The 15,329-nt window shown below is 72.4% G+C and carries 9 protein-coding genes; 7 read left to right on the top strand and 2 right to left on the bottom strand.

The window, feature by feature from the left end; translation table 11 throughout:
• Positions 1-252 precede the first annotated feature (252 nt).
• Positions 253-729: a methylmalonyl-CoA epimerase gene (gene mce, locus ACL02O_RS24625; RefSeq protein WP_412820520.1), complete on the bottom strand. Its 477-nt coding sequence runs from the start codon at positions 727-729 to the stop codon at positions 253-255.
• Between the two features lie 63 nt (positions 730-792).
• On the opposite strand from mce, the gene ACL02O_RS24620 reads away from it, so the two are divergent.
• The 6 genes from ACL02O_RS24620 to ACL02O_RS24595 all read left to right on the top strand — a co-directional run bounded on the left by ACL02O_RS24620 (position 793) and on the right by ACL02O_RS24595 (position 7,793).
• Positions 793-1,986, top strand: a complete 1,194-nt coding sequence (locus tag ACL02O_RS24620) for an acetyl-CoA C-acetyltransferase (protein ID WP_412820519.1) — start codon at positions 793-795, stop codon at positions 1,984-1,986.
• A 129-nt stretch (positions 1,987-2,115) separates the two neighbouring features.
• Positions 2,116-3,051, top strand: coding sequence for a methylmalonyl Co-A mutase-associated GTPase MeaB (gene meaB, locus ACL02O_RS24615; RefSeq protein WP_412820533.1), 936 nt, complete (start codon positions 2,116-2,118; stop codon positions 3,049-3,051).
• A gap of 86 nt (positions 3,052-3,137) precedes the next feature.
• Complete coding sequence (locus tag ACL02O_RS24610) at positions 3,138-3,551, top strand: Asp23/Gls24 family envelope stress response protein (protein WP_412820518.1); 414 nt, start codon at positions 3,138-3,140, stop codon at positions 3,549-3,551.
• 96 nt (positions 3,552-3,647) lie between these two features.
• Positions 3,648-5,336: an acyl-CoA mutase large subunit family protein gene (locus tag ACL02O_RS24605; protein ID WP_412820517.1), complete on the top strand. Its 1,689-nt coding sequence runs from the start codon at positions 3,648-3,650 to the stop codon at positions 5,334-5,336.
• 147 nt (positions 5,337-5,483) lie between these two features.
• Positions 5,484-6,404 carry a tetratricopeptide repeat protein gene (locus tag ACL02O_RS24600; RefSeq protein WP_412820516.1) on the top strand — a complete coding sequence of 307 codons (921 nt, stop codon included), beginning with the start codon at positions 5,484-5,486 and terminating at the stop codon, positions 6,402-6,404.
• 66 nt (positions 6,405-6,470) lie between these two features.
• Complete coding sequence (locus ACL02O_RS24595; protein WP_412820515.1) at positions 6,471-7,793, top strand: arginase family protein; 1,323 nt, start codon at positions 6,471-6,473, stop codon at positions 7,791-7,793.
• 109 nt (positions 7,794-7,902) lie between these two features.
• Here the strand turns inward: ACL02O_RS24595 and ACL02O_RS24590 are convergent, their stop codons facing one another.
• Positions 7,903-9,864 (bottom strand): penicillin-binding transpeptidase domain-containing protein, encoded by a 1,962-nt coding sequence (locus ACL02O_RS24590; RefSeq protein WP_412820514.1) that lies wholly within the window; start codon positions 9,862-9,864, stop codon positions 7,903-7,905.
• Between the two features lie 288 nt (positions 9,865-10,152).
• Between ACL02O_RS24590 and ACL02O_RS24585 the strand changes: the two genes are divergently transcribed.
• Positions 10,153-15,219, top strand: coding sequence for an NAD-glutamate dehydrogenase (locus ACL02O_RS24585; RefSeq protein ID WP_412820513.1), 5,067 nt, complete (start codon positions 10,153-10,155; stop codon positions 15,217-15,219).
• Positions 15,220-15,329: the final 110 nt, after the last annotated feature.

The raw sequence follows: 15,329 nt of genomic DNA, 5'->3' as shown, positions 1-15,329 counted from the left end.
GCAGGGGTGCTGCCATCGTCGGCGCCGGTGCGACGGGACCGCCATGTCGGCAATCGACACATCCGGCACCGGTCGCGCTCCTGTGGGGCCGGATGTTACTGAACGGTAGCTAGGGCCGGAAGTCCTGTGTGAAAAACTGCATCGACCGATGCGTGGAGCTGTCCGTGGGAACGAGGAACCGCGCAACGGCGCGCTCGTTCCTGCCTGGTGGGAGGCCGCCCCGCCCCTGACGAACGGGCGGGGCGGCGCAGCTCAGTGGCCGCCCGCGGCCGGCTCGACCAGCTCGACCAGCACCCCGCCGGCGTCCTTCGGGTGCACGAAGTTGATCCGCGAGTCGGCCGTGCCGCGCTTCGGGGACTCGTAGAGCAGCCGGACCCCGCGCTCGCGCAGCGCGGCGCAGGCCGCGTCGATGTCCGCCACCGTGTACGCCACCTGCTGCACCCCTGGTCCGTTGCGGTCCAGGAACTTCGCGATCGTCGAGGTGGGCGAGAGCGGGGCGAGCAGCTGCACGCAGCCGCCCTCGGTGGTCGGGCCGACCGCCAGCATCGCCTCGCGCACGCCCTGTTCCTCGTTGGTCTCGATGTGCACGCAGCGCATCCCGAAGGTGCGCCGGTAGAAGTCGATCGCGGCGTCCAGGTCGGCCACGGCGACCCCGACGTGGTCGATGCGGCGCAGACCGATGTCTGTGACGTAGTCGGCAGCGGGCTCGACGGGGGAGTTCTCAGCCATGGCGTTAGTCTGACCGAACAATCGTTAAGGCGTACAGGTCGGCACCCCCCCTCGGAGGCAGGCATGGCTTCGGTGATCGTCAGCGGCGCGCGGACCCCGATGGGGCGCCTGCTGGGCAACCTCAAGGACCTTCCGGCGACGAAGCTCGGCGGCGTCGCGATCAAGGCGGCGCTCGAGCGCGCCGGCGTGACCCCGGACCAGGTCCAGTACGTGATCATGGGGCAGGTGCTCCAGGCCGGCGCGGGCCAGATCCCGGCCCGCCAGGCGGCCGTCGAGGCGGGCATCCCGATGTCCACCCCGGCGCTCACCATCAACAAGGTGTGCCTCTCCGGCCTGGACGCGATCGCCCTGGCCGACCAGCTGATCCGGGCCGGCGAGTTCGACATCGTGGTGGCCGGCGGCATGGAGTCCATGACCAACGCCCCGCACCTGATGCTCGGCCAGCGCTCCGGTTACAAGTACGGCGACGTCACGATCAAGGACCACATGGCCCTGGACGGCCTCACCGACGCCTGGGACTGCTGCTCGATGGGCGAGTCGACCGAGCGGCACGGGGCGAAGCACGGCATCACCCGCGAGGAGCAGGACGCCTTCGCCGCGGCCAGCCACCAGCGGGCCGCCGCCGCGCAGAAGAACGGGCACTTCGCCGACGAGATCACTCCGGTGATCATCCCGCAGCGCAAGGGTGACCCGCTGGTGATCAGCGAGGACGAGGGCATCCGCCCGGACACCACCGCCGAGTCGCTGGCCAAGCTCCGCCCGGCCTTCACCAAGGACGGCACCATCACCGCCGGCAGCTCCTCGCCGATCTCCGACGGCGCCGCCGCCGTGGTCGTGATGAGCAAGGCCAAGGCCAAGGAGCTGGGGCTGACCTGGCTGGCCGAGATCGGCGCGCACGGCAACGTGGCCGGCCCGGACAACTCCCTGCACTCGCAGCCGTCCAACGCCATCAACCACGCCCTGAAGAAGGCCGGCCTCGGCGTCGCCGACCTCGATCTCATCGAGATCAACGAGGCGTTCGCCGCGGTCGGCATCAAGTCCACCCGTGACCTGGGCGTCAGCGCGGACAAGGTGAACGTCAACGGCGGCGCCATCGCGCTCGGCCACCCGATCGGCATGTCCGGCGCCCGGCTGGTGCTCACCCTGGCGCTGGAGCTCAAGCGGCGGGGTGGCGGCACCGGCGCCGCCGCGCTCTGCGGTGGCGGCGGCCAGGGCGACGCCCTGATCATTCACGTCCCGGCCGGCGGCGAGAGCTGACCTGCGGGTGGGCGCGAGGAGTGAGCCGGGGCCGCGAGCCCCGCAGTCGTGAACGAAGGTGACGCAGTGACGGTCGAGAACGCCCCGGTCGTGGCCACCGGATCGGTGCGCCGCAGCCGGGACGTACCGATGCTGGTGGAGCGGGCCCGCGCGGGTGACCCTCGCGCGGTGGCCCGGCTGATCACCCTGGTCGAGTCCGGCGACGAGGTGCTGCCGCAGGTCGCGGCGGCCCTCGCGCCGTACGCCGGGCACGCCCAGGTGGTCGGACTGACCGGTTCGCCCGGGGTGGGCAAGTCGACCACCACCAACGAGCTGGTCCGGGCGCTGCGGGCGCGCGGCCACCGGGTCGGGGTGCTGGCCATCGACCCGTCCAGCCCGTTCACCGGCGGGGCGATCCTCGGCGACCGGGTCCGCATGCAGGACCACGCCACCGACCCCGGCGTCTACATCCGGTCGATGTCCAGCCGCGGTCACCTCGGCGGGCTCTCCGCGGCGACGCCGCAGGCGGTGCGGGTGCTGGAGGGCGCCGGCTGCGACGTGGTGCTGGTGGAGACCGTCGGCGTCGGGCAGGCCGAGGTCGAGGTGGCCTCGCTGGCCGACACCACGCTGGTGCTGCTCGCCCCGGGCATGGGCGACGCCATCCAGGCGGTCAAGGCCGGCATCCTGGAGATCGCCGACGTGTTCGTGGTCAACAAGGCCGACCGGGACGGTGCCGACGCCACCGTCCGCGACATCCAGGGCATGATCGCGCTGGGCGAGCGTGGGCCCGGGGAGTGGCGGCCGCAGGTGGTGCGGGCCATCGCCGCGCGCGGTGAGGGGATCGACGACATCGCCACCGCGATCGACAAGCACCGGGACTGGCTGGACCGGCACGGCGAGCTGCGCCGTCGCCGGGAGGCGCGGGCCGCCGCCGAGATCGAGGCGATCGCGCTGGGCGCCCTCCGGGACCGGATCGGCTCGCTGCGCGACGGTACGCAGCTGCCGACCCTTGCCGCGAAGGTGGCCGAGGGGGCGATCGACCCCTACACGGCCGCCGCCGAACTGCTGGACCAGCTCGGCACCTGACCCGTCCACTCCGGACCCCCTCCGGCTAGTACGCTCGCACCGCCTCACGGATCCGTGAGGCGGTGCGACGTATCGGTGGGGAGAGCATGGCTGACGAGGCGACCCAGGAGCTGTCGGTGCTGCCGGACGCGGTGGCGGGCGGTGCGACGCACGTCTCCGACGAGGTGGTGGAGAAGATCGCGGTGGCCGCCGCGAAGTCGGTGCCCGGCGTGTCCGAGCTCGGCGGCGACGTGGCCCGCTTCTTCAACGCGGTGCTGGACCGGGTCGGGCTGGACCAGGTGGGCGACGCCCGGCGCGGCTGCTCGGCCCACGTCACCAACGGCGCGGCGGTGATCAACCTGGTCATCGTGATCGATGGCGGCCGGCCGGTGCCCGAGGTGACCGACGCGGTCCGCTCGGCGGTGACCTCGGCGGTCGAGGCGTACGGGCTGCGGGTCGACGAGATCAACATCCGGGTCGACGACGTGGCGCTGGGCGGGCCGGTGGTCCCCTCGACCTGAGCCAGGTTACCGGTCGGTACGAAGTGCCTTAGCGATCGTTCAGGCGGGCGTTCTACACTCGGTCTTCAGTCGAGGACTCGAGGAGGAGCTCCGCGCATGGACGCCGACGAGATCGCCGCCGGTCGGGCCCGCTGGCAGGCCCGCTACGACGCCGCCCGCAAGCGGGACGCGGACTTCACCACGCTCTCCGGCATGGCCGTCGACCCGGTCTACGGCCCTCCGGAGGGGGTGGCCTACCCGGGCTTCGACCGGATCGGCTGGCCGGGCGAGTTCCCGTACACCCGCGGGCTCTACCCGACCGGCTACCGCGGGCGGACCTGGACCATCCGGCAGTTCGCCGGGTTCGGCAACGCCCAGCAGACCAACGAGCGCTACAAGATGATCCTCGGGGCCGGTGGCGGCGGGCTCTCCGTCGCCTTCGACATGCCGACCCTGATGGGGCGTGACTCCGACGACCCGCAGTCGCTCGGCGAGGTCGGTCACTGCGGCGTGGCCATCGACTCGGCCGCCGACATGGAGGTGCTCTTCGGCGGCATCGACCTGGCCGGCGTGACCACGTCGATGACGATCTCCGGCCCCGCCGTGCCGGTGTTCTGCATGTACCTGATCGCCGCCGAGCGGCAGGGCGCCGACCTGTCCAAGCTGGACGGCACGCTCCAGACGGACATCTTCAAGGAGTACATCGCGCAGAAGGAGTGGCTCTTCGACCCGGAGCCGCACCTGCGCCTGATCGGCGACCTGATGGAGTACTGCGCCCGGGAGATCCCGAAGTACAAGCCGCTGTCGGTCTCCGGCTACCACATCCGGGAGGCCGGCGCGACGGCCGCGCAGGAGCTGGCGTACACCCTCGCCGACGGTTTCGGCTACGTCGAGCTGGGGCTCTCCCGCGGCCTGGACGTCAACGTCTTCGCCCCGGGCCTGAGCTTCTTCTTCGACTCCCACGTGGACTTTTTCGAGGAGATCGCCAAGTTCCGCGCCGCCCGCCGGATCTGGGCCCGCTGGCTGCGCGACGTGTACGGCGCGACCAGCGAGAAGGCCCTCTGGCTGAAGTTCCACACGCAGACCGCCGGGGTGTCGCTGACCGCCCAGCAGCCGGTCAACAACGTGGTCCGCACCGCCGTGGAGGCCCTCGCGGCGGTGCTCGGCGGCACCAACTCGCTGCACACCAACGCCCTCGACGAGACCCTCGCGCTGCCCACCGACGAGTCGGCCGAGATCGCCCTGCGCACCCAGCAGGTGCTGATGGAGGAGACCGGGGTCACCAACGTGGCCGACCCGCTCGGCGGCGCCTGGTACGTCGAGGCGCTCACCGACCGGATCGAGGCCGAGGCGGAGGAGATCTTCGCCCGGATCAGGCAGCTCGGCGGCGACGGCCCGCACAAGATCGGCCCGATGACCTCGGGCATCCTGCGCGGCATCGAGGACGGCTGGTTCACCGGCCACATCGCCGAATCGGCCTTCGCCTACCAGCAGGCGCTGGAGAAGGGCGAGAAGAAGATCGTCGGGGTCAACTGCCACACCGGCACGGTCGCCAAGGACCTGGAGATCCTGCGCATCTCGCACGAGGTCGAGCTGGAGCAGCGCCGAATGCTGGCCGACCGCAAGGCCGGCCGCGACGACGCCGCGGTCAAGGCCGCCGTGCAGCGCATGGTCGAGGTCAGCCGGACCGGGGAGAACATGATCCCGGCGATGCTGGACGCGGTCCGTGCCGAGGCCACCCTGGGCGAGATCTGCGACGCCCTCCGCACCGAGTGGGGCGTCTACCGCGAGCCCGCCCGCTTCTGAGCCGGGTCGGTGCCGGCTCGCGCCGGTGCCGGGCCGTCGCGCCGGTGCCGGGCCTCCCGGCACCGGCACCGACCAGGCGTGAGAGTCACAACTGTCGCCGTCGCGGTTGATCTGAGTTCAGCGGGACACGTGCGAGACTAGGTAACCATGAGCGACCCACGGATCACCTCGTCGATCTTCACCCGCGGCGCGGTCGACCTCAGCGCGCTGCGCGGCACCCCTGAACCCTCCCGTCCCACCACCCCGGCCCCGGCCGGCCCGCCCGCCGGCGTCCCCGGCGGCCCCGCAGCAGCCGGGGGCGTGGCCGTGATCGACGTGACCGAGGCGACGTTCCAGTCCGAGGTGCTGGAGCGGTCGCTGACCACCCCGGTGGTCGTCGACTTCTGGGCCGAATGGTGCGAACCCTGCAAGCAGCTCTCGCCGGTGCTGGAGCGGCTGGCCGCCGAGGGCGGCGGCGCCTGGGTGCTCGCCCGGATCGACGTGGACGCCAACCCGCGGCTCGCCCAGATGTTCCGGGTCCAGGGCATCCCGATGGTCTACGCGGTGGTCGGCGGGCAGCCGATCGACGCCTTCTCCGGAGTGGTTCCCGAGGCCCAGCTCCGGCAGTGGATCCAGGCCGTGCTCAAGGCCGGCGGCGTGTCCGTCGCCGAGCCCGAGGACCCGCGGCTCGCCGAGGCCGACGACGCGCTGATGTCCGGCGACCTCGACGCCGCCGAGATGGCGTACAAGAAGATCCTCGCCGAGACCCCGTCGGACGCCGCGGCCGAGGCCGGCCTGGCCCAGGTCGGGGTCGCCCGCCGGGTGGCCGGCGCCGACCCTCGGGCCGCACTCGCCGCCGCCGACCAGGCCCCCGACGACGTCGAGGCCCAGCTCCTCGCCGCCGACATCGAGGTGCTCAGCGGCCTGGCCGAGCAGGCGTACGCCCGGCTGGTCGGCCTGGTCCGGCGGACCGCCGGCGACGACCGGGAGAAGGTACGCCAGCACCTCGTCTCGCTGTTCACCATCGCGGGACCGGACGACCCGGCCGTGGCGTCGGCCCGGCGGGCCCTGGCCAGCGCCCTGTTCTGAGTTCGCAGCACGCCAGCGCGGGCCGGCGTACCGGCCGGCCCGCCCGACCATCGAGGACGGGAGCCCATGATGCGCCGGATCGCCGTCCTCGACGCGCCGACCAACCTCGGCCTGCGCCCACCCACGTCGACGTCGGTTCCGGGCTGCGCCAAGGCGCCCGGCGCGTTGCGTGACCACGGGCTGCTCGCCCGGCTGCGGGCCCGCGACGCCGGCTGTCTCACCCCGCCCCGGTACGACCCCGGGGACTGGCGCCCCGGCGACGGCGTCTGCCACGCCCGGGAGATCTCGGCGTACTCGGTGGCGCTGGCCGACCGGATCGGCGCGATCATCGACCGGGGCGAGTTCCCGCTGGTGCTCGGCGGGGACTGCTCGGTGCTGCTCGGTTCGGCGCTGGCCATGCACCGGCTCGGCGAGGCGGTGGGCGGCCGGATCGGGCTGGTCTTCGTCGACGGCCACTCCGACTTCCGCCACCCCGGCAACGCCTCGTACGTGGGCGCGGCGGCGGGGGAGGACCTCGCCCTGGTCACCGGCCGGGGCCAGGCCGACCTGGCCGCCATCGAGGGGCGACGCCCCTACTTCCGCGACATCGACGTGGTGGTGCTCGGCATCCGCGCGCAGGACGAGTACCGGCTCGATCTCCAGGCCGCCGGCATCACCACCCGGCCGGTACCGGCGCTGCGTGCCGAAGGGGCGGCCCGGACCGCCCAGTGGGCGCACGAGCAGTTGGCGGACTGCGCCGGCTACTGGGTGCACATCGACGTCGACGTGCTCGACCCGGCGGTGATGCCCGCCGTGGACGCGCCCGACCCGGGTGGGATCGCCTTCGCCGAGCTGGAGATCCTGCTCGCCGGCCTGGTCGACACCCCGCACTGCCTGGGCGTCGAGCTGACCGTCTTCGACCCCGACTACGACCCCGACGGGTCGTACGCCGCCGAGATCGTCAACACCGTGGTGGCCGGGCTCGCCCCGGTCTCCGCGCCGAGCGCGGTGCCGCCCCGGCTGCTGCCGCCCGGCCCGGTGGCGCCGTCGCCCCGACCGGGCAACGGCCGCCCGGCGGAGCGTCCCGTCCTGCCCCCGCCGGCCCCCGCGGTCGCCGTGGAGCCCGTCGACCCGGCCGCGACTCCGGACGACCCTGCCGACGACCCCGAGCCGGCCGGCCGGGAGGCGAACCGTCCGGGGCCCGAGAGTGCCGACCCTTTCGGGCCGGGCCTGCGGCGGGCGCCGGCGGTCGAGGACGGGCCGGTCGACGAGGCGGGTCCGGGGCGGCTGCGCCGGGTGGCCGAGGACGGGTCGACCGGCGACGCCGGTCCGGGGTCGCTGCGGCGGGTGGCTGACAACGGGGCGGCCGACGACGCCGGCTCGCGCCGCTCCGGTGCCGACATCGCCTGACCCGGCACCCCGCTCCGGGATCGAGCGTGATTTCGCCGGTGGTGGAGCGAGCGGCAGAGACCGGGCAGGCCGCATCGCCGGCCGGCGGCGCTAGACGATCCGGGTCGACTCAGGCGAGGGCGCGCAGGAACCGCTCGCTGATCGGAACCGCGCTGGCGGTGCTCGACCCGCCCTGCTCGACGAAGACCGCGAACGCGATGTCGCCCTGCCAGCCGACGAACCAGGCGTGCGTGTGCGCCGGGTTGTTGTCGTACTCGGCGGTGCCGGTCTTGCCGTACACCGGCTTGCCCGGGACGTCCTTCAGGGCGCTGGCGGTGCCGCTGGTGACCACCGCGCGCATCATCGTCTTCAGCGCGGCAACGGCCCCGGCCTTCAGCGTCGGGCCGGCCGGGGCGGGCTCGGCCGGCGCCGGGTCGAGCACCAGCTTCGGCTGCTCCCAGTGGCCCCGGGCCACGGCGGCCGTGGCGCCGGCCATGGCGAGCGGGCTGACCACGGTGGTGCCCTGACCGATCGCGGCGGCGGCCTGCTCGGTGGCCGAGCCGTTGGCCGAGACCTTGCCGGTGAAGACGTCGGCGCCGAGGTCCCACGTTTCCTCGATGCCGAGCGTACGGCCGGCGGCGGCCAGCCCGTCCGCCCCGAGCTGCGGCGCGAGCGAGGCGAACGCGGTGTTGCAGGACTTGGCGAAGTCGGTGGTGAACGGGACCGACCCCAGCTCGAAGTCGTCGGAGTTCTTGAACGTGCGGCCGTCCACCACCAACGTCTTCGGACAGTCCACCGTCGTTTCCGGGGTGACCGCGCCCTTGTCCAACAGGGCGAGGGCGCTGACCATCTTGAACGTGGAGCCGGGCGGCACCTGGGCGGTGAAGGCGAGGTTCTCGCCGGCCGGCCCGGGGCCGTTCGCGGCGGCCAGCACCGCGCCGTCGCTGATCCGTACGGCCACCAGGGCCGACCGCCGGTCCCCGCCGCGCAGCGCCGCGTCGGCGGCGTTCTGGGTGGCGACCTCCAGGGTGGTCTTCAGCGGCTGGCCGGGCTTCGGCTCGGCGCGGAAGAGCTCCGCGTCGGTGGGGCCGGTGCTGCCGTCGGGCGCGCGGCGTTCGGTGACCACGGTCAGACCGGGGACGCCGCGCAGCCGGTCGTCGTACCGGCCCTGGAGGCCGCCGTGGCCGACCAGGTCACCCCGGACGTACTTGTCGGGGTGGGCCTGGAGGTCGTCGGCCTGGGCCGGGTCGACCGAGCCGAGCAGTGCCCGGGCGAACTCCCGGGTCGGCGCCAGGTCGAGCTTGTCGGCCCGGAACTTTGTCCCGGGCAGGTCGTAGATCCGGGATTTGATCTGCCGGTACGCCTCGTCGCGCAGCGTCACCACCTCGACGAACGCGTCCGGGTCGGCGTCGGCCATGCGCTTGGGCAGGTCGGCGAGGTCGACCGGCGGGGTGAGCGCGGGGCGGATCGCCTTGAAGCCGGCGTCGAGCTGCCGCACCAGCGCCTTCACGTCGGTGACCTCACTGGGCTGCACGCCCACCCGGACCACCGGCCGGGGCGTGACGATCGGGCTGCCGGCGGCGTCGAGGATGCCGGCCCGGGTTGCGGCGTCGCGGCGCAGCGCCAGCCGGTCACCCTTCTCCAGCTTCTCCTGGACGATCGCCGGTTCCCAGATCACCTGCCACTGGTCGTCGCTGCCGTGCTTGAGGCGTACCGGGCTCTGGTAGGACCAGCGGGTCTGGCCGGGGAGGGTCCAGGTGACCTGGATCCGTGCGGTCGCCGTGTCGGCTGTGACCTTCGCCTCGCCGGCCCGCGTGAGCTCCGGCGGGGTGGCGGCCAGTTCGCCGGAGAGCGCCTTGATCTGCTTCGCCACCTCGGTGGCCGGGATCCTGGCACCGATCGGGTCGACGAAGCCGACCGCCTGGAGGTCGCCCGAACGCCAGCCCTTCAGGAAGGCGTCGACGCTGCTCTCCGGCCCGTCCTCGCCCGAGCACCCGGTCAACGCCGCCGCCGCGAGCGCGGCGGCGGCCAGCGCCGCGAGAACCGGGCGGCGAGGGGACAAAAGACGGCGGACGGGGTACGACACGGGCATGAACCAGTCCCTCCGGTACGTGACTGACCTGCACGCTAGTACGGCGGACCGTTCCCCACCGTCCCGCCAGGGCCCTCGACCGGGCAAAGAGCGGCTCGTGGCCGTGTGATGAACATCGCCAGCCCGGGTACTCCGGGACCGGCCGACCACGGACCCGCAACGGGTGAAAGGACAGAGTCCCGATCCGGACGTCCGGCCGGCGGTCCGCCGACGAAGGGGCAGAGCGGCAGGGCCTAGGCTGGGCGGCAGAGTGACCCACAACGCGGTGGGTCGAGGGGAGTGGCACCGATGGACCGGCGTCCGGCGATCAAACCGGGACCCGACCTCCGGCAGGCTGATACCAGCCGGGACGATGACAGCTTCGATTCGGCGACCGACGGGGATGGTTTCAGCCATCTCGACACAGGAACAACAGGGATGACCGGTTCCAGCATCGACACCCTCTACGACCTGGGCCTGCCGACGCAGGCGTTGGGCGACGACACCGAGGACGCCGAGCTGGACGAGCCGGTGCCCAACGCCGAGCGCCTGGTCGCCCAGGCGGTCGCGCTGGCCGGTGACGACCACGACGCGGCCACCCTGGTCGGGCGATTCTGGCGGTTCGCGCCGGACGAGGAGCTGATCGGCTTCACCGCCGAGGAGATGCTGGACGCCGCCCGGGCCCACCGGGACCTGGCCCAGCAGCGCGTACCGGGCGAGCTGAAGCTGCGCATCCACGAGCCGGACGCCGACCAGCACCACACGGTCATCGAGATCGTCACCGACGACATGCCGTTCCTGGTCGACTCGGTGACCGCCCTGCTCAATTCGCACCACCTCGACGTGCACCTGCTGGTCCACCCGCTGGTGGTGGTCCGCCGGGAGCCGCTGGGCCGGCTCACCGAGGTCTCCGCCGACGTGGAGCCGGACGACGCCATCGCCGGTGACCTGGTCGAGAGCTGGATGCGGATCGAGATCGACCCGGTCCGTGACCCGGGCGAGCGGGAGAGCCTGCGCCGGGAGCTGCAGCGAGTGCTCACCGACGTCCGGGAGGCCGTGGAGGACTGGCCCAAGATGCGGCAGCGGGCCCTCGCGCTCGCCGACGAGCTGGCCTCCGCGCGTACCTCTGACAACCGGCCGCCGGTGCCGGAGAAGGACATCACCGACTCGGTGGAGCTGCTGCGCTGGCTCGCGCACGACCACTTCACCTTCCTCGGCTACCGGGAGTACCGGCTGGTCGACACCGGCGGCGCGGAGGGCAGCCAGGCCCTCGAAGCCGTCCTCGGCACCGGCCTGGGCATCCTGCGCTCCGACTCGCCGGAGGCCCGGACGCTCTCCTCGATGACGCCCGAGGCGCACGAGAAGGTGCTGGAGAAGCGCCTTCTCATCATCACGAAGGCCAACTCCCGGGCCACCGTGCACCGCTCGGCGTACCTCGACTACATCGGTTTCAAGATCTTCAACGATGCCGGGGACGTGGTCGGGGAGCGGCGCTTCCTGGGCCTGTTCTCCACTGCGGCGTACCGGACCAGCGTGCAGGAGCTGCCGGTGGTTCGCCGCAAGGTGGCCGAGGTGCTGGACCGGTCCGGGCTGAGCCTGCGCAGCCACTCCGGCAAGGACCTGCTCCAGATCCTGGAGACCTACCCGCGCGACGAGCTCTTCCAGATCAAGACCGACGACCTCTACCACGCGGTGATCGGCGTGCTCCGCATGGCCGGTCGCCGCCAGCTACGGGTCTTCCTGCGCCGGGACGCGTACGGGCGGTTCATCTCCTGCCTGATCTACCTGCCCCGGGACCGGTTCACCACGCAGAACCGGCTGCGCATGCAGGACATCCTGCTGCGCGAGCTGAACGGGGTCGGGGTCGACTACACCACCCGGGTGACCGAGTCGATGCTGGCCCGGGTGCACTTCATCGTCCGGACCGACCCGACCAACCCGCCCGGGGAGATCGACGCCGACCTGCTCGCCGAGGAACTGGCCGACGCCACCCGGCTGTGGGACGACGACTACCGGCTGGTGCTGGAGCGCAAGCTCGGCGACGAGCAGGCGAAGCACCTGTTCGCCCGGTACGCCGACGCGTTCCCGGAGGGCTACAAGGACGTACACACGCCGTACGAGGCGATGAAGGACCTGGCCAAGCTGGAGCTGCTGGAGGAGCCCGGCCAGCTCGAGATGCACCTGTTCCGCAAGCAGCTCGCGCAGCGTACGAACGGCGCCGGGCGGCCGGTCGAGTTCGACGAGACCATGGACGTCCGGTTCAAGGTCTACCGCTACGGCGAGCCGATGATGCTCTCCGCCGTGCTGCCGGTGCTGCACTCGCTCGGCGTCAAGGTGGTCGACGAGCACCCGTACGAGGTGGAGCGGCTCGACGGCCGGATCTGGCTCTACGACTTCGGGCTGCAGCTGCCCGAGGCGCACCAGGAGCTGGCCGAGGTGCGCCCGCACGTGGAGAACGCCTTCGCCGCCGCCTGGCGGGGCGAGGCCGAGGTGGACGGCTTCAACGAGCTGGTGCTCCGGGCCGGGCTCACCTGGCGGCAGGTGGTGGTCCTGCGGGCGTACGCGAAGTACCTGCGTCAGGCGGGCACGGTCTTCTCCCAGGAGTACATGGAGCAGACGTTCATCGCCTACCCGAGGATCGCTTCGCTGCTGGTGGAGCTCTTCGAGACCCGGTTCGCCCCGGACGCCACCGCGATGGACGAGCGGCGGCAGCGCAGCGGCGAGCTGGTCAACGCGATCGGCGCGGCGCTGGACGAGGTGGCCAGCCTCGACCAGGACCGGATCCTGCGCTCGTACCTCACGTTGATCCAGGCCACCCTGCGGACCAGCTTCTACCAGAAGCCGGTCGGGGGGCGGCCCAAGCCGTACGTCGCGTTCAAGCTGGACCCGCAGGCCATCCCGGACCTGCCCGCGCCGCGGCCCAAGTTCGAGATCTTCGTCTACTCGCCCCGGTTCGAGGGCGTGCACCTGCGCTTCGGGCCGGTGGCCCGCGGCGGCCTGCGCTGGTCCGACCGGCGCGAGGACTTCCGCACCGAGGTGCTCGGCCTGGTCAAGGCGCAGATGGTCAAGAACGCCGTGATCGTGCCGGTGGGCGCCAAGGGCGGCTTCGTGCTCAAGCAGAAGCCGGGCGACCGGGACGAGGCGGTGATCTGCTACAAGGAGTTCGTCGGCGCGCTGCTCGACGTCACCGACAACATCGCCAGCGGCGAGATCGTGCCGCCGCAGGACGTGGTCCGGCACGACGCGGACGACCCGTACCTGGTGGTGGCGGCGGACAAGGGCACGGCGACGTTCTCCGACATCGCCAACGAGATCTCCGCCGCGCACAACTTCTGGCTGGGCGACGCGTTCGCCTCCGGCGGGTCCGCCGGCTACGACCACAAGAAGATGGGCATCACCGCCCGGGGCGCCTGGGAGTCGGTGAAGCGTCACTTCCGGGAGATGGGGCACGACACCCAGACCCAGGACTTCACCGTGGTCGGCGTCGGCGACATGTCCGGCGACGTGTTCGGCAACGGGATGCTGCTGTCGAAGCACATCCGCCTGGTGGCCGCCTTCGACCACCGGCACATCTTCCTCGACCCGAACCCGGACGCGGCCACCTCGTGGGACGAGCGGAAGCGGCTGTTCGACCTGTCCCGGTCGTCCTGGCAGGACTACAACCCGGAGCTCATCTCGGCCGGTGGCGGGGTGTACTCGCGTACCGCCAAGTCGGTGCCGATCTCGCCGGAGGCCCGCGCGGCGCTCGGCCTCGACGACGACGTCGCGCAGCTCAGCCCGCAGGAGCTGATGAAGGCCATCCTGACCGCGCCGGTGGACCTGTTCTGGAACGGCGGCATCGGCACCTACGTGAAGGCGTCGACCCAGACCAACGCCGAGGTCGGGGACAAGTCCAACGACGCCATCCGGGTGGACGGCAAGAGCCTGCGCTGCCGGGTGGTCGGCGAGGGCGGCAACCTGGGTTGTACCCAACACGGCCGGATCGAGTACGCCTCGGCCGGCGGCCGCGCCTACACCGACTTCATCGACAACGCGGCCGGGGTGGACTGCTCCGACCACGAGGTGAACATCAAGATCCTGCTCAACACGGCGGTCGCCGACGGTGCGCTGACCGTGCCGGAGCGGGACGAGTTGCTGGCCCAGATGACCGACGAGGTCGCCGACCTGGTGCTGCGGGACAACTACGACCAGGCGCGGGCGCTCAACAACGCCCAGGCCCAGGCGGCCTCGCTGCTGCCGGTGCACCGGCGGATGATCAACGAGCTGGAGCGGTCGGGCGCGCTGGACCGGGCGTTGGAGGCGCTGCCGCCGGACGAGGAGTTGGCGGTCCGCACCGAGAACGGGCTGACCGCGCCGGAGTTCGCGGTGCTGCTGGCGTACGTCAAGATCGTGCTGGAGCGCGAGATCGTCGGCGAGGGGCTCGCGGACGAGGAGTGGACGACCGAGGTCCTGGTCAACTACTTCCCGACCCCGCTGCGGGAGCGGTTCGCCGACCGGATGGGGCAGCACCGGCTGCGCCGGGACATCGTCACTACCGTGCTGGTCAACGAGGCGATCAACCGGGGCGGCATCTCGTTCGTCTTCCGGGTCGTCGAGGAGACGGCGGCGTCGGCGGCGGACGTGCTGCGGGCGTTCGTGGTGGTCCGCGAGGTGTTCGGGCTGCGCGACCTCTGGGACGCGGTCGAGTCGCTGGACAACAAGGTCTCGCCCGAGTTGCAGACCAGCGTCTATCTGGACACCCGCCGGCTGCTCGACCGCGCGGTGCGCTGGCTGGTCACCAACCGGCGCTCGCCGATCGACGTGCCGGGTGAGATCGCCCGGCTGCGGGACGGCGTGGCCCGACTGCTGCCGGACCTGGAGAACCTCTTCTACGGCACCGAGCGGGAGGCGATCGCGGCCCACATCGACTCGCTGATCGAGCGGGGCCTGCCCCGCGAGCTGGCCGAGCAGGCGACCCGGCTGATGTACAGCTTCGGCCTGCTCGACGTGGTGGAGACCGCGCAGTCGACCGGCCGGGACGTGAGCGAGGTGGCCTCGGTCTACTTCGTCCTCTCCGACCGGTTCCGGGTGGACGCCCTGCTGTCGAAGATCTCCCTGCTGCCGCGGGAGGACCGCTGGCAGACCCTGGCCCGGATGGCGCTGCGTTACGACCTGTACGCCGCGCTGGCCGCGCTCACCGCGGAGGTGCTCGGGTCCACTCCGGAAAGCCTGCCGCCGGTCGAGCGGGTGCAGGAGTGGGAGCAGGCGAACGCCACCTCGATCCACCGGGCGCACCGGGCGATGGGGGAGTTCGACGAGTCCCGAGCCGACCTGTCCGCCCTGTCGGTGCTGCTGCGGCAGATCCGGACCCTGGTGCGGACCTCGGCGGCGGCCTGACGCGTACGGACACCAGCGCGGCCCGGGGGGGGGGGGGGGGGGGGGGAAAAGGGGGGGGGGGGGGGGCCCCCCCCCCCCGGGAGGGGGTGGGGGGGGGGGGGGGGGGGGGG

Origin of the sequence: Micromonospora mangrovicola (assembly GCF_047200535.1) — a bacterium.
Classification (GTDB): domain Bacteria; phylum Actinomycetota; class Actinomycetes; order Mycobacteriales; family Micromonosporaceae; genus Micromonospora.
This window is presented reverse-complemented; position numbering and strand designations above follow the sequence as displayed.